This is a genomic window from Psychrobacter sp. A3 (genome assembly GCF_028823565.1).
GTDB lineage: Bacteria > Pseudomonadota > Gammaproteobacteria > Pseudomonadales > Moraxellaceae > Psychrobacter > Psychrobacter celer.
Window position 1 is genome coordinate 1 of record NZ_JAPEHS010000055.1, and the last position, 17580, is coordinate 17580.

The 17580-nt window shown below is 44.9% G+C and carries 8 protein-coding genes and 1 pseudogene; 5 read left to right on the plus strand and 4 right to left on the minus strand.

Annotated elements, in window-relative coordinates; all coding sequences use genetic code 11:
- Window positions 1-89 precede the first annotated feature (89 nt).
- The gene (locus tag NK638_RS08560; protein ID WP_274632673.1) at window positions 90-1841 is read right to left on the minus strand and encodes a 2-oxo acid dehydrogenase subunit E2; all 1752 of its coding nucleotides are present in this window, start codon (window positions 1839-1841) and stop codon (window positions 90-92) included.
- Window positions 1842-1866: 25 nt separating this feature from the next.
- Entirely contained in the window at window positions 1867-4680 is a 2814-nt protein-coding gene (aceE, locus tag NK638_RS08565; protein ID WP_274632674.1) for a pyruvate dehydrogenase (acetyl-transferring), homodimeric type, read from the minus strand.
- 546 nt (window positions 4681-5226) lie between these two features.
- On the opposite strand from aceE, the gene NK638_RS08570 reads away from it, so the two are divergent.
- The 5 genes from NK638_RS08570 to NK638_RS08590 all read left to right on the plus strand — a co-directional run bounded on the left by NK638_RS08570 (window position 5227) and on the right by NK638_RS08590 (window position 16161).
- On the plus strand, window positions 5227-6855 hold the full coding sequence (locus tag NK638_RS08570; protein WP_274632675.1) for a hypothetical protein: 1629 nt from the start codon (window positions 5227-5229) through the stop codon (window positions 6853-6855).
- A 268-nt stretch (window positions 6856-7123) separates the two neighbouring features.
- Window positions 7124-7588, plus strand: a complete 465-nt coding sequence (locus NK638_RS08575) for a hypothetical protein (RefSeq protein ID WP_274632676.1) — start codon at window positions 7124-7126, stop codon at window positions 7586-7588.
- 66 nt (window positions 7589-7654) lie between these two features.
- A complete protein-coding gene (locus NK638_RS08580) occupies window positions 7655-9760 on the plus strand; it encodes a beta strand repeat-containing protein (RefSeq protein WP_274632677.1) in 2106 nt (701 codons plus the stop codon).
- Between the two features lie 139 nt (window positions 9761-9899).
- Entirely contained in the window at window positions 9900-15218 is a 5319-nt protein-coding gene (locus NK638_RS08585) for an SdrD B-like domain-containing protein (protein WP_274632678.1), read from the plus strand.
- 172 nt (window positions 15219-15390) lie between these two features.
- Window positions 15391-16161: a hypothetical protein gene (locus tag NK638_RS08590; protein ID WP_274632679.1), complete on the plus strand. Its 771-nt coding sequence runs from the start codon at window positions 15391-15393 to the stop codon at window positions 16159-16161.
- A gap of 119 nt (window positions 16162-16280) precedes the next feature.
- Here NK638_RS08590 and NK638_RS08595 read toward each other — a convergent pair whose 3' ends face one another.
- Window positions 16281-16973 (minus strand): TetR/AcrR family transcriptional regulator, encoded by a 693-nt coding sequence (locus NK638_RS08595; protein WP_274632680.1) that lies wholly within the window; start codon window positions 16971-16973, stop codon window positions 16281-16283.
- Window positions 16974-17206: 233 nt separating this feature from the next.
- Window positions 17207-17580 (minus strand): annotated as a pseudogene (locus tag NK638_RS08600) (endonuclease/exonuclease/phosphatase family protein); the annotation flags it as partial.

Here is a 17580-nt window from a genome sequence, read left to right on the forward strand (position 1 = left end):
TTGGCCATTTTTAGCCCATTTAGATGGCTATCGATTGAATTGAGGACACGCCCTAGCCAAGCAGCACTCAAAAGTGCTGCCAGTCAGAGCTACAGCAAGATACGGCGCGGATCGGCTAACAAGGTGGCGATATAACGGGTAAACACTGCTGCATCAGCACCATTAATCACTCGGTGATCATAAGACAACGACAGCGGCAGCATCAAACGCGGCTCAAACGTCTGCTTACTCTCATTCCAGCGCGGCTGCATACTGGCTTCAGAGACCCCTAAGATACCCACTTGTGGCCAATTAACCAACGGCGTAAAGGCGGTACCCCCTAGGTTGCCTTGGCTCGATATGGTAAAGCTTGCACCTTGTAAGTCTTTAGTGCCAAGCTTTTTATCACGCGCCTTTGCTGCCAGCTCACCTATCTCGATAGCGATCTGCTTAAGACCTTTATCTTGAACGTTTTTGATAACGGGTACGATAAGCCCATCATCCGTCGCCACAGCGATACCCATGTTGACGCTTTTGCGTACGATAATCTGAGTATTGTCATCGCTCAAATGACTGTTAAAGCGTGGATGCTGCGTCAAGGCATGAGCAGTTGCTTTTACCACAAAGGCTAGGATAGTAAAGCCAATACCTTCAGCTTTCATATCGCCTTTGAGCTCACCACGCAGTTTTTCAGTCTCGGTAATATCGGACAAATCAAACTGTGTGACTTGTGGCAGCAAGGTATTGTAGTTAAGCTGCGGTATAGAGACCTTTTGTAAGCGGCTTAAATCTTGAGTCTCAGTCTCTCCCCAAATCTCGGTATTACTCATATCGGGCAAGTTTGGCAGGCTTGCCTGAGCGCCAGCGCTGTTTGTCGGTGCCGCTTTTTGTTTGCTTAAGCTTTCTTTGACATGAGCAAACACATCTTCTTTTAAGATACGATCATTGAGCGCTGAGCCACTCACTTGAGTAATATCTACACCCATTTGGCGTGCCAGCTTACGTACAGCAGGACCTGCATACACATCGACAAGCTTTTCATTCACTTGACTTTCTGTCAGCTTGCCACCGCTTTTGCTGGCAGCACTAGCGCCTGTCGCTTGAGCGCTTTGTTTTGGCGCAGCGGTCGACTGTTTTTTAGCACTGGCTTGCTGCTCACTGCTGCCAGCCTCGCTATCTGCTTTGGCTGACACAGCTTCTGTTCTAGACCCCTGTGTTTCAGACGTGCTACTGGTCTCATCCTCACCAATAATGACAATAAAATCTTGACCGTTGGCGACCATGTCGCCTGCTTCGACCAGTATTTTTTCGACCTTACCAGCGATAGGGGCTGGTACTTCCACCGAGGCCTTGTCCGACTCAATCAACAAAATCGATTGCTCGGCACTAACGGTATCACCGACACTGACCATGATCTCGGCCACTTGCGCTTCTTCAACACCTAAATCTGGCAATGCGTGTGTACTGGCTGTACCCGCGCTCGGCGCAGGATTTTTGGACTCTGACGAGCTAGCATCATCAGCTTGAGACTCAGATGTGGCCTCAGACTGTGCGCCAGCATCCTTTTCATCCGCTTGATTGCGGGCGTCATCAGTGCTCTTTTCACTGACTGGTGCTTCTGCTTGTGTATCGGCCGCAGCGCTCTCAATCTCAATGAGCACCATGCCTTCACTGACTTGATCACCAACAGCAACGCTGATTTTGGTGACTTTACCAGCAGCAGAGCTTGGTACTTCCACTGATGCCTTGTCAGACTCTAATAAAATGATATTGTCGTCTTTTTCGATGACATCGCCAACTTCGACCATAATTTCGCTGACTTCGGCACTATCGACACCCAAATCGGGGGCTTTAATGTCCATGGTTTATCTCCTCGTCTTATCGTTATTATTCTTTGACATCATCGTCATTGAGCAGCGTCGCGTCAGCTTGATCTTCGGCGCGGCCTTCATTACTGATTTCATCATCCTCTTCACTGACAAACTCAGGCACAGGACTTGGGTTGATGTTGTCAGGAGCTGGAGCATCTGGGAAATGATCGTAATAAGGCTGCTGCTGCCAGGCTGGCGGCTGATCGGCCTCAATCTCAAAGCTTGAGATGGCATCTTTGACCAAGCGCATTTCTACTTCGCCTTCATCTGCCAAGCGCTTGAGCGTCGCCACCACGATATGAGCGGCATCTACATGGAAGAAGCTGCGTAGTTTTTCGCGGGTATCTGAGCGGCCATAACCATCGGTACCCAATGTGGTATAAGGACGGCTATCAGGCAACCAGCCACGTATCTGCTCTGAGTAGTTACGCATATAGTCTGTTGCCGCGACCACCACCCCTTTATGCGGTGCCAATTGCTCTGTGACCCATGGCACTTTTTCTTCATCCATTGGGTGCAAGCGATTGTAGTCATCACATGCCATACCGTCACGCGTCAGCTCATTAAAGCTGGTAACGCTCCAAACGTTGGCAGTGATATTAAACTCTTCTTTTAAAATCTTCGCCGCTTTTTGTACTTCGCGTAAGATAACTCCAGAACCAAGCAGCTGTACTTGGCTTGAGCCATTGTCTTCTAGCAAATACATCCCGCGCTTGATGCCTTCTTCCGCGCCCTCTGGCATGGCGAGCTGCTCGTAGTTTTCGTTCATGAGAGTCAAGTAATAATACACGCGCTCACCCTCACCATACATCCGGCGCAGACCATCATGCATGATCACCGCCAGCTCATAACCATAACAAGGGTCATAGCTCACGCAGTTCGGGACGGTGTTAAACAAAATATGCGAATGGCCATCTTGATGCTGCAAGCCCTCGCCATTGAGCGTCGTACGGCCTGCTGTCGCACCAAGTAAGAAACCTTGTGCCTGACAGTCGCCTGCCGCCCATGCCAAGTCGCCCACACGCTGAAAGCCAAACATAGAATAGTAAATATACAGCGGTATCATTGGCAAAGCGTTGACCGAATAACTGGTCGCCAGCGCAATCCAGGTACTCATCGCCCCTGCTTCGTTGATGCCTTCTTCCAACATGTGACCGTCGATGGCTTCTTTATAGCCCATCAGCGCTTCACTATCTTCAGGCGTGTATTTTTGTCCTGACGCCGAGTAAATACCTAACTGACGGAACATGCCTTCTAGACCAAAGGTACGCGCCTCATCAGGAACGATTGGCACGACGCGATCTTGAATGTCTTTGTTTTTTAGCATCGCTGATAACAGACGGACAAACACCATGGTCGTCGACTGCTCTTTGCCATTACTGCCTTTTAAGATACGATCAAAAATCGATAAATCAGGGATATTTAAAGGAATATGACCACTACGACGGTTTGGCAAATGACCACCCAAAGCTTCACGGCGACCTTTTAGATACTTCATCTCAAGCGAGTCTTCTTTTGGACGATAGAACGGCAGCGTCTCAAGCTCTTCATCATTGAATGGCAAATCAAAACGATCGCGGAAATACTTCAATGACTCATGATCTAGCTTTTTGATTTGGTGCGATTTATTCACCGCTTGCGCTTGCGTCGATAGCCCATAACCTTTGACTGTTTTGACCAAGACAACTGTTGGTTGACCTTTGGTCTTCATGGCTTCACTAAAGGCAGCATAGACTTTCATTGGGTCATGACCACCACGGTTTAGACGCGCGATGTCATGGTCAGACAGCTCATTGGCCATCTCTTCAAGCTCTGGGTATTTACCAAAAAACTCTTTACGGGTAAATTCAGGAGTACGTGCCTCATATAGTTGGTACTCGCCATCGACCACTTCTTCCATACGGTGCTTGAGCACACCTGTCACGTCTTTATCAAGCAGTGTATCCCAGTTACCACCCCAGATGACTTTAATCACGCGCCAGCCTGCACCGCGAAATACCGACTCTAGCTCTTGAATAATCTTGCCATTACCACGCACAGGGCCATCGAGGCGTTGCAAGTTACAGTTGATGACCCAAATTAGGTTGTCTAGCTTTTCGCGGCCAGCAAGTGAGATGGCACCCAAGCTCTCCGGCTCATCTGTCTCGCCATCACCTAAGAAAGTCCAAATTTTACGGCCTTCTTTTTCGAGCAAGCCACGGTTTTCCATATAGCGATGGACGTGCGCGTGATAAATCGACATGATCGGGCCAAGTCCCATAGAGACCGTTGGGAACTGCCAATAGTCCGGCATCAGATAGGGATGCGGATAACTTGATAAGCCTTTACCACCGACCTCACGGCGAAAATTATCCAACTGGTCTTCACTCAAGCGGCCTTCTAAATAAGAACGGGCATAGATACCTGGCGCGGAGTGACCTTGATAATAAACCATGTCACCACCGAAATGATCACTTGCGGCTCGAAAAAAATGGTTAAAGCCTGTCTCATACAGCGTGGCACTAGAGGCAAATGTCGCCAAATGGCCACCTAGATCATCATCGTTTTTGTTGGCACGCATCACCATCGCCAGCGCGTTGTAGCGAATCAGCGCACGGATCTTACGCTCAATGGTCAAGTCGCCAGGATACATCGGCTCGTCCTCGACTGCGATAGTATTGATATAAGCAGTATCAAGGCGGTTGAATGGCAGGCCTTCTTGCACCGCCATATTGTATAAGGCTTTTAGTAAAAACTGCGCGCGATCTTTGTCTGCATGTTTGATCACAGACTCGAAGGCTTCAAGCCATTCTTGGGTTTCGGTGCTGTCAGCATCCTTGTAATAATTCATTGTTGTCGATCCTTTTATATCAGTCATACCTACCTATCTAGACGGTAAGGCTTTATTAAATACTGGTGTGAAGTGAGATATCGGTTTACTTATGACTTCCTTGATATGTCCAAGCATTCCCTTGTTTCATACGGTGAGATACAGCTAGATTATACAAAATAGTGCCACTGAGAATTGACATATGCGTCAAATGGACGAAACTATAAAACAGATCATACTGCTGTCCCTGTATATTCAGTCATGGATGATTTTGACACTCTATTATAAGCGTTTGCGAGGCAATTGTTTATGGCTGTAGAGAAATGGATAAATAACAAGTATTTTTTGAATAAATAATGATTAGTTTTTTTAAAAATGACAATATTATAATTTGTTTATGTGTAATTTTATGAATATAATTTACTTTTCATCATACCAAATCGACCACTGGTAACTTTACACTGGATTTATGACAAATTGCTTATTAGTATCCCATACTAGTATATTTGTATAAATATGGTTAACCATGATATTAATTGAGCAACTTTGATTCTTAGGACTAGTGACATGTATAAAGTTAAAAGCTTTTCAAATATGATGAGTACTTTCTCATTCAGTAACTATCAATCTCAAATACTGACTTTTATAAGCTTTATCATATTGTCATTGATGAGCATCTCATCTCATGCGCTTGCACCAAATCCTGGAGCAGTTTGTAGTACTGGTTCTTCTCAAAGCAGCCTGACAAACGCAGACTACACTAACCTAGTCTCAGCAGTGAATACTGATAACTATGTCAACATCGCAGGCAACGCATCAGGCAGCATTCCCTTACAGATTAAAATGAATACTACAGAGTCGAGCTCGAACACCATATTGAGTAACTTTGGTGTTACTGAAGCTCAAGGAGTCAGAGCCATCAATGTCAGAAGAACGTTCCCTAACACCTCGGCCTTTACAGATATCCGTCTAGATTTTCGTAATAGCATTACCATGCAACCAATCTACTTGACCAACGTTGCGTTAAGTGCTTTTGATGTTGATTATGCTAATAGTAATGGTAATACTTTCGATGATTACGTTCAAATTACAGGTGTCACCCAAGCAGGTACTACTATTGAAGGCACTTTCCAAACAATAGTAGGTTCAAACATTGCCTACTTTCAAGGATTATATACAACTAGTACAGCTAACTGCCCAGCTAAAGATTTAGGTACGCAATGTCAAGGATCGGTACAGTTCTCTCAGCCCGTATCATCGGTAAAAGTTCGCTATACTAATACCGGTCGTCTTTCCACTACAACTAATCAAGAGATTGATTTTCGCGTAGATAACTACTGTTATGTTCCTCAATATATATTTTCTGGTACGGTATTTGACGATAATGGTGGTATCACAGCAGCGCAAGCGAGCGCTACTAATGCCAACTTCACTTCTGGGACTTATAATAATACCAACTACTTCAATGGTGTTTTTAATCCGCCCCAAGAGACGGGGATCAGCGGTAGTACTGTCAGACTAGCTAGTTGCGATAGTAACAACCCTCTCACTTATGCTACACAAACTGTTAATAGTAGTGGCGCGACTATCGGTCAGTTTCAATTTAGTGTCCCTCTCTCAACCTTTGGTAGTAATAGAAACATATGCCTTATAGAGAGTAGAACAGGTAGTTCTTACCCGATCCGAACCACGACAGACAATATCAATACTGCATTTGCAACCACCACCTACAACTATCCCAACAGGAACTTTGGTCGTGTCATTGCAGAAAACGCCGCCTTAGTCCTTAGAAAAGCTCAATATGTTAATAACTGTCCTTCTACCATCCCTTATACCGATCCTACTCTCAATCGTGTAGGTGAAACAGACCTTAGAAATGGCTTTAGCGAAAGTGCTAATAATGGAAATGCCCTTACCCCTGGTCAGTGTATTGCTTATCGCATTACCGCCACTAATCGCGCTAATGTCCCTATTAATAACTTTGTGATGCAGGATAAACTGCAAAGCAAAAGTGATGGCGCAGCGGTTACCTCAACCTTAGCCAATCCAGTAGCCAGTACAACCGACTATGCTTCTAATAGTGTGGCTATCGGTAATAACGGTACAGTAATAACCAATCCCTTTACCCTAAACGCCAGATCAAACCGCAACTTTTATTTTAATACCAAATATGGCACTACAGCGAACACTCAGTAGCTATTATCTATTGCAACTCTAGATTATTACTATTTCCTTTTCTAATACAAAAAAGCCCTGTCTTCTTAGACAAGGCTTTTACCGTTTATATCCTCCAAAATGCCAGTTGTCATTTTTGTGATGATTAATTGTATTAATTACGTGAAAATAGAAGAAAGGGAGATAGATGCCTTTTAAAACGATGAATGATATTAAATTACTAGCTCCTCCATCATGATACACGACGTTTGCTTTTTACTGATAGTCATGTTCTAAGAAAGGATTTTATATGAAACGTTTCAAGACTCTACGTAATATTCTATTAGCCACTATAGCTTCTAGCTCTTTACTCAATATAGCACATGCTGATGATGCTCTAAAAATGGAACTAACAGCTAATCAAGTCATAAAGAATGCGGAAGGTAAAACAGTCTATACGCCAGTACGTACAGCACCAACTGGTACTGTCATTCAATACAAAGCAACTTATACCAATACCATCAACAAAGACATTAATGATCTGATGGTGACACTGCCTATCCCTGCCAACATGACATTTACTGGTGAGGCAAATCCTGCCAGCGCACAAGCCAGCACTGATGGTAAGAACTATGCTGATATGCCTCTCATGCGTAAAGTCGATGGCAAGATGGTCAAGATTCCATATTCTGAATACCGCACTCTGCGTTGGAATATTAAGTTATTGCCAGCTAAAAAGTCAGCAGCTGTTGCTCTCAATACCACCGTTAATTAATTCAATAGACATTAAACCTTCACACTTTTAACGTTTCAATTTTTAATCTTAACTCTGGAGCATTATATGAAATCAACCACTTTTAACTATAGCCTGCTAGCTGTCGGCGTCGCCGCAGTAATGGGTGTGTCTACTGGCGCTAATGCAGCGACCCCAGCTAACGCTGTAACAGCAGGCGCTGCGCCAATTAATAACGTAGCAACTGCAAGCTACAGTATTGCTGGCGTCAGTCAGCCATCTGTAACCTCTAACACAGTAACCGTTAACGTTAGCGAAACGGCTAACTTTGAACTCACATCGACTGTTGATGATGGTAGTATTGGTGACGATATTGCTATCAATCAGACTGCTACGCCAGGTGGTACAACTACCTTTACTCATAATTTAACCAACACGGGTAACGTGACGGATACTTATACCATTAACACCACAGGTAATGATTCATCACTAGTAACGGCTACTCCAGACTACCCTTTAGGTACTGCGCCTGTTACGTTTACTATTGTACAAGCAGATGGTACTCCTTTAACTACTGCTCAGATAAACGCTTTAAATGGACAAGCACAGACAGGTAACCTAACTAATGGCGGTACTATTAGACTACAGCCAGGTACTAGAGCTAACTTAAGCTACGAAGCAGCTACGCCAGACAATCGTAACGGTAATGACAAAGGTGTAGGCACATTAACAGCGACCAGTACTTTCTTTACTGCTAATAATGCACCTGGTGCGACATTGGTGAACGAAAACCAAACTATCGTGAGATTGCCTACCTTCAAAATTGTAAAAACAGCGACCAGTACTGTCGATTTGACAGTCGCCAACCCACAGATTGCTTATAGTATCGTAGTCACTAACGCGACTACTGACTATAGTGCTGCTGCGACTGATATTGTTATCAGAGATGTCCTTCCTGTAGGTTTGAGTTTACCTAATGGCACAGCATCAGACGTGACCGTAACTGGTGGTGCTGGTACCGCTACGATTTCTACTGTTGGTACTCGACAAGCTATCAATGTTGCCGTAGCGAACTTAGCTGTTGGCGCAAGTCGCACGATTACTTTCACGGTTAACGTCGATAGAGATCAGTTTACATCTGCTAATAGTTCAGTAACTAACAACGCAGAAGTCTACGATAAGTTTGTCGGTCCGGTTAGCCCGCTACCTGCTAATCCGGTACTTGGTACTGACTATAATATTTTGGATAGTACAGATAGCACTATAGGTGTTACTAGAGTACCTGATGATGCGGGTGAAGGTAACGGCGCTGGTACAGATAGTCCTGGTGTGACTAACTTTACCAGACGAGCGGTTGTGGTGAGCAATCCAACGACTAGAGAAGTTCCCCCTGCCTCAGGTACTGCTAGTCAAGCGACTCATTCAACTCTCATTACTAACAGCGGTCAAGATGGCGAAGGTACCAATGCTAACCCATTGAATTTCACTATTGCTGATGGTGGCAATAATGGGGCTGTCAGACCTGTTACTGGTCCTGTTAGTGCTACTTATACGCCGCCTGGTAATGGCGCGCCGGTTACTATAACGCTGCAACCTAACGTTGCTGGTGGTAATACATATACTCTTGATGGCACTACACTACCAACCGCTCAATTTCCAAATGGTATTGCACCTGGTGGCACATTAGCAATCAACTACAATGTGTCGTCGGGCAATGTAGCTGCTCCTGCAACTGTTGCTGATGCTGCAGCTGTTGGTAGCACTGAAACTTCTGTTGTAACGCTAACGCCTGATGGTATTAATGCACCTGCTGCTACTACAGTGACTGATACGACTAACGTTAGAGGCTTAACTTTAGTGAAGTCTCAAGCATTAGATGCGACTTGTTCAGGTACGGTTGCTGCAAGTACCTTTATTCAGACTGCGATCGATGCGGAACCTGATGAGTGTGTTATCTATCGTATTCAGGCGACTAATACTTCTTCAGCAGCGTTAGGTTTTAATCTTAACGATTTAACCATTTCGGATTTGTTGTCTAACTTTTCAGCTGGTGCGGATTTAGTAGCTGGCTCACCTGCTACTTCTGCGACTGCCTCATCTACTGCAGGCATAGCTAGTACTACCAGTACTGCAGTTCTTGGTACTAACTATACCCTAGTTCCTCAGGGCGTTGGCACCTTGACTTTTAAAATCAAAATTAAAAACGCTCGTTAATTGATATTTAACATTTCAAAGTCTATAAGCTTCACAAGACGCTTATAGACTAACGCTCCAGCTTGACCTAATTGATTTTGATGAGCCAAGCTGGAGAATTACTACCCGACCCTTTTATATTTTATTGGATAAGCGACATATGACTAAATCTTTAATGACACCGTCTAATCGTATTACGTTGCATACAGCGAAGATCTCTGCGCTGACGGCTGCAATGTTGCTTATGCAATCAAATATGGCGTTTGCTGCGCCCACCACTCTCGTACAAACTATCAACAATATCGCTAATGCTTCTTATGACGTCAATTCTATCAAACAGAATAGCATTTCAAACCAAGTTCAAGTCAAAGCCTCTGCCTTACCTGAATATGGTATTAACTTAACTCAGCAACCTGTGCGTACTGTTGCACCCAACACACTGGTGAACTGGGTTAATGTTCTTAGTAATACTAGCTATAGTGATCAGACTATTGAGCTGACGCTTGATGTATCGCCAACTCTATCTAATTTGAAAGTTTATCAAGACTTGAATAAAAACGGCATTGTCGATAGTGGTGATACACAACTGATTCTTGATAACATGAGTGCCCAAATCAAGCTTGGTCAGAGTGAAAACATTCAGTTTATTGTACAAGCTCTATCAGATGCTAATGGTAAGGATGGAGATACTGCTGACATTAAGATTGGTGCAGTTGTCTTAGAAGACCCGTCAGTGACCAGCGTGAGTGCGACCGATAGTTTAGTCATTATCGAATCTGGTATCAAATTCACCACTCCTAAATTTGATGAAAGCAAAACGATTTCACAAATTAATGATGACGTTTATGTCAGTGCCAGCTATGCGCAATGTAATGTACAAACTGACAAGCCTGATCAAGTATGGGTAACCATCAAATCACCAAAAACTGGAGATAGCTATTCACTTAAAGCTATAGAAACCGGTAATAACACAGGTAAATATCAGCTATCAGCATCCACTCAAAACAACGCTAACGCTATTGATGATAAGCTTATCCAAACCTTGAACAGCGACACATTGACTGCCAGTTTAGATGCTTGTATCGCCCCTTCGGTTGGTACTGGTGCTGATGAACTGCCAAATGCGTCTGACTTCACCGTGCGTATCAGTGATCTGAGCTCACAAATTAATATCGTCGATGACAACCCAGCTTTAGTTGTCACAAAGGAAAGTGAAGTAAAAAGTGCTGAACTCGGCGATTATGTCAGCTACACCATCAATATCACGAACAATGGTAACGCTACTGCTTACGATGTACAGCTAAAAGACGCATTACCACGCGGTTTTGCTTATGTCGATAGCAGTGTGCGTGTTAGTCCAACGACTGATATTGATATCAATCAAGCACAGACCACCGAGTTTAAAGCTGATGGTAAATATCAGGTATTGAACTTAGGAAACATGGCAAATGGCGAAAGTAAAAAAATTACTTATCGTGTGCTTGTCGGTGCTTCATCACTAGGTGGTGATGGTATCAACCGTGCAATCGCAGTTGCTAACAACGAGCAAGGCCAAAGCTTAGTATCAAGAGAAGCACAGTGGAAAATCGACGTAGAACGCGGCGTCATGAATACTGACGGCATCATCATCGGCAAGGTCTACCACGATATCAACCGCGATGGTATCCAGCAAAAAGAAGACGGCGAGCTTGGGGTTGCTGGTGTCCGTATATATATGGAGAACGGCAACTTCATCGTTACTGATCCTGAAGGTAAATACAACTTTTATGGGGTCAGTGCCAAAACACACGTACTAAAAGTAGATACCACTACGATCCCTAGAGAAACAGAGCTGGTCACCCAAAGCAACCGTAATGCGGGTGATGCTGGCAGCCGTTTTGTCGATTTGAAATATGGCGAGCTACATCGTGCAGATTTTGCGATTGTGGGCGGCATGGGCGATAGTACTGAGCGTCTGAACGCCGAGTTAATCGCTCGTAGCAAATCAGTGAGTGCTAAGAATGATACGCTAGAGCAAGCGGTAAAAACAGCGCTAACATTAGAGCCAAACTACGATGCCGACACGACTGATAATGTCGATGCAAGTGGCTGCAATATCAATGGCGACCTAGACCTTGGTAACAACTGTGATTCTGCTATTGTCAACGATATGATTGGGGATGCGACCAATCGTGTAGACATGGCCGTGACAACGGTTGCACCTCCAGCAGAAAAAGAGCTCGAAGAATATCTAAAAGAAGTTGCCAATAACGATGTCTCGTTTATCAACTTGAGCGAAGGTCAACAGCTCAGTACTTACAAGCAGATGGTACAGGTACAAGCACCACTTGGTTCAATATTTACTCTATACGCCAATGGCAAGCCCGTATCCGAACAACAAATCGGTAAAACTGCTGAGCAAGAAAAGCAAAATGTAATGGCTTTTGACTATTATGCGGTTGACCTAAAACGCGGAAGCAATACGTTACGTGGTGTGGCTACTGACGTGACTGGCAAAGTTATCTCAGAGCAGACCATCACCGTATTAACACCTGATAGTCTGCAAGCGATTGATTATCGTACGCAAGCACAATTAGTCCCAGCAGATGGTATCAGCGAATATCAGGTTGTTATTAGTCTAAAAGATCGCGACAATCGCCCCTATATCGGTACTACTTCTCTTACACTTGATACTAATATCGGTCGTATCAATCTGAAAGACAGCAGCCAAGATCAAGCCGGTACACAAGTTACTGTATCAGGTGGCGAGCTATTAATACCAGTCATCGCGCCAAGCGCACCAGGCAAAGGTGAGCTGGTCATCGATACGGGTAGTAGCAAGCAAGTCATTCCACTACAGTTCACTGCCAAGCTGCGCCCGCTGATCGCTGTGGGTATCGTCGAAGGTGCTATCTCTCTCAAAGACTTTGATAGCAGCAATATCACAGACGCACAAGGCGCGTTCGAGCAAGAGCTGCATGAAATCTCAGGCAATGATGATTATTCAGCCACTGGTCGGGCGGCGATGTTCCTAAAAGGCAAAGTGCGCGGCGATTATCTGCTGACACTGGCCTATGATAGTGACAAAAAAGGCGAGCGCCTATTCCGTGATATCGAGCCGGGCGAGTATTATCCTGTGTATGGCGACTCATCGGCCAAAGGCTTTGATGCCCAATCGACCAGCAAGCTCTATGTGCGTTTGGACAAAGGCCGCTCGTTTGCGATGTACGGTGATCTAAAAACCCAAATCGACAACGATGAAGGGATTGAGCTTGGTCAGTACAATCGCACCTTGACTGGTCTAAAAGCGCAATTTGAGGACGATAATACCCGTATTACCGCCTTTGCCGCTGAGACCAGCACGTCACAGCGCGTTAATGAAACTCGCGGTTTAGGTATCTCAGGTCCCTACCCATTAGCTGAAGACTTCGATGCCGTGTTAGAGAACTCGGAAACTATCGAAGTGATCACTCGCGACCGTAATAACCCTGGCTTAATCGTCAACCGTGAGACCCTCACGCGTTTTGCGGATTATGAGATTGACCCAATCAGCCGCAGCTTATTTTTGAATTCGCCTATCGCTAGCCAAGACTTCGATGGCAATCCTATCTACTTGCGCGTCACTGTGGAAGTGGATGAAGGCGGCGAAGAATATTGGGTCGGCGGTGTCGCAGCGAAGCAACAGCTGACAGACAAAATCGCTATCGGCGGCAGCTATGTCAATAGTGATGATCCGCTTAATAAAGAACAGCTTGCTAGTGTTAATACCGTTATCAAGATGAATGACAAGCTAAAGCTGGTCGCTGAATATGCGATGAATAAGGCTGACAATCCAAACTTCCAGCCTAGCAATCAGATCAATACGACAGAATTAGATAAGACTGATGTAGAAGGCAATGCCTTACGTGTTGAGCTTAACTTTGACAATAAGAAAAACACGCGTGCCAAGGCTTATTACAATGATGCAGATGAAGGGTTTGTCACTGGTGCATCACCACTTACTGCTGGGCGCACGGAGTCTGGCGTAGAAGTCACTCATACCTTTAATGATAAAAACACCGCCTTAAAACTAGAAGGTGTACGCACAGAAGACCACGCCACTGATGCCAAGCGTGAAGGCGTACAGGCCAGTGTCGAGCAGCGCCTGAGCAAAAACATCGTTGGCGAAGTTGGTCTGCGCTACTACAAGCAAGATGCTACTGCCGCTTCACGCAACACTCAAGCTGCCACAGATGTCGTAGACGTCACTGACGATACGTTATTTAACGATGACATTATCAACCAGTCAGCACTGAATGGTGTTAGCAATGCGGATAAAGACATCGAAGGCACCACCGCTCGTGCTCGTATTACCTCTCGCCTGCCCAAGCTAAATAATAGCTTGGTATTTGCAGAGTATGAGCAGGATATTGACAATAGCGAGCGCAACGCCACCTCTATCGGCGGTGAGACAGCGCTGGGTAACCTCGGTCGCTTGTATGCGCGTCACGACTTAATCAATAGCTTATCTGGCAGTTATGGCCTTGATGATACAGACGAGCGCCAACGTACTGTTGCTGGCTTTGATGCTACCTACATGAAGGATGGCAAGGTCTATAGCGAATACCGCATGCGTGATGCAATCAGTGCGCGCGAAGCCGAAGCCGCTATCGGTCTTAAAAACAAATGGTACGTGCAAGAAGGTCTGACCCTAAGCACCTTGTTTGAGCGCGTCGAATCACTAGAAGGCGAGATAGACAATACGGCGACCGCAGCGGGCATTGGCGTCGAATACTTAGCCAAAGAAAACTACAAAGCCTCAGGACGCTTTGAGAAACGTTGGGGCGAAACCAGCGACACCTTATTAGGAAGTGCAGGCATCGCCTATCGTTATACCGATGATATTACCCTACTTGCCAAGGACATCTACTCACAGGTCGACTATGATGATGGCCATCGCACCATCAACCGTTTTCAGTTAGGCGCTGCCTATCGCGACTATGATAGCAATCAGCTAGACATGCTAGCAAAACTTGAGTACCGTTTAGACGACAATGCTACTGGCACTGACCAATATCAAAAAGATACAACAATATGGTCGTGGAGCGGCAACTACCATCCAACGCGCGCCCTTACTCTCTCTGGTCGCTATGCGGGCAAATATACCCAATACGACGCTGATGATATCGTCAGCGAAAACACCGCGCATGCTGCCTATGCACGCGGTTTATATGACATCAGCGAGCGCTGGGATATAGGTCTACAAGCTGGGACTTACTGGAATGAGCAAGCCGATGATATGTCATATATGCTTGGGGCAGAAGTCGGCTACAGCCCGATGACTAACCTCTGGTTATCACTTGGTTATAACTTTATGGGTTTTGAGGATGAAGATATCGCTTATGACGACAGTACGCAAGAAGGCGCATACTTCAGATTACGCTTTAAGTTTGATGAGGATTTATTCAAACGCGAAGACCCACGCAAAAATAAGCGTTTGCCGAGCAACGCGACGCTATAATCTGACAAAATTGTCGTCGCTCTGAGCTGCGGCAATTTTTTTATTACTGTACTGATATTTTTCAGTTGGCTCATATATACTGATAAACGTTTGATATAGTGATTAGGGTATGTCCTGATATTGACAAATACTTAAAAAATAAAACCGATTGCCTGAATACAAGGGTTGTAATATGTCGAAGTCTGCCAGCACAGTAGCTATCTATAAACGCTCTTTTTATACGGCACTGTCCGCAGTATTGCTACTCACGTCTGCTTCATTAGCATTGGCAGCAAGCGACCGTGTCAAAACCAACACACTGATAAGTAATGATTACTGCCATAGCAATTTAGAAAATCACATCCCGTCTTATCAATACCAAAGTACTCAGCAGCGCGCATTGAGCTGTATGCTCACACAGGTAAAACCCTATCAGCAAGCGGATAAGACAGCACGCCAGCGCTACTGGGCCTACAAAGCGCAAGCATGGCTGAACTACGCCATTCATCAGGACAGTATCAATAGCCGCTCTACCGCTGGTGCCTACGCTGCCCAAACGGCAGAGTCCATACTGCAATCATTAAAGAATGGCACAGAAAAAGATATCAGCCTGCATCAAGACATCCCTGCGATATCTGCCTTGATGCGACCAGACCTATGGGCAACTATAAGTGCCCTCAAAGACAGTGACGGCATCGCTGTTGCCCCGCGTGAGATGGCGTTTAGCGAAGTGGCTCTGATTTGGGCGGCCACCAATCAATGCGCGCGCGGCTGGCGAGAGTCAGGGATTCATTTTCGCATGGCCGATCGCTGGCTTGAGCAAGCACGCCAAGCCTACGTCAATGCTCACGACTCACAGACCAATGTTGCCCTGCAAGCGCGTATCGTTCGCTATTATGAGGCGTACGCCCCTCTTGACTCAGGAGAAGACACATGTCATGGGCAAGCGCTCTCTCCTATCTAAGCCACCTACCCTGCTAACTAAGCACCAAGCACCAAGCATAAGTACAGACATAAAAAAGCCGACTATGCAGTGAACATGTCGGCTTTTTCGTTACTATTTGACCAGTAGCATACTGTCAACTAACGGTTTTTACGCGGTAGCTTTTCTGGCAAATAACAGCGCAAATAAGCGATAAATGCCGTATTTGCTTCTTGAATATAGTCACTGGTGATGCTTTGATGACGACGATAAGACAAAGTAAAGATCGCATTGACGATGCTATAAGCAATCAATAACGTGTCTTGAATATCATCAAAATTCGGCATCTCATAGCGTTCTGATAAGCGCTTATATACTAAGTCTACGATTTGATGATCGATATCTTCACCGAAACTGTCTCCTTCAAAATCTGGAGTATTGGTATCATAGATCAGCTTGGCTTTGGTTTCATCATTATGAAAGATTGTCACGCACTTATCGATCAACGCGGTCAAATACCCCTGCCATCTGTCGTAATTGCCGATATCGACCGTCTCTACCATCTCTAATATCTCGATTGCGTTCAAAAAACGCAACGCTAAAAATATCGCTTCGATATTAGGGAAGAAATGATAAGCAGATGCGCGCGGAATACCTGCCTCTTCGCACACCGCTGCAAGGGTAATATCGTTAATAGCATGGGTTTCGCTTAGCTTTTTGGCACCAGCCAATAGCTTTTGACGGCGTGCACGACCCTGTTGACTGGTAAACTTAAACTTATTTGGCACCAGCTTTTTTGCCAGCTCCGAATCTACCAATACGTCTTCAATCTTTTCGTCTTTATTTTCGCTCATTGTAAGTCTCTTAATGTTACGCCCTATTTTATAAATACGGTCTTTATTGAAAGTTTGGTCTTAAATAAAAAATAACGATGATTGACTAACAATAATTCATTGCTATCATCGCCACCCCTTTCAATAAGGAGGCATCATAAACGCTTGTATACTATCAAGCAAGGCAGTTTAGTGGGTTAAAAATAATATATGAGTCAACAACATAACAATGTAGACATAACTATATGATACTGCTAATTATTTAGTTTGATTTTCGCTCTTATAATACCATGATCGATGACCCTATCTGCATAATCCCATTTTAAATGATCATTAAAATAGTCCACCCGCTCTACCTGACCGAGCGAAAACTTGCTATCAGGTAAGAACTCTTCTGACACAAATAATTGATCGATGACCTCTGGCATACCTTGGTAAATATGAGTATAAGCCACATCTTTCATCCAGCCATAACGCGCTTGAATACGGGCAGCATCAAACAATGCGACATCGCGCATGCTTTTATCATAGTTGACCTCGCCCGTCTCCGTCATCAGCTGCGTGGTGACGCTATTCGTCACATCATTCATGTCACCCAACAAAATCAGCGGCTCACGGGTATTCTGCA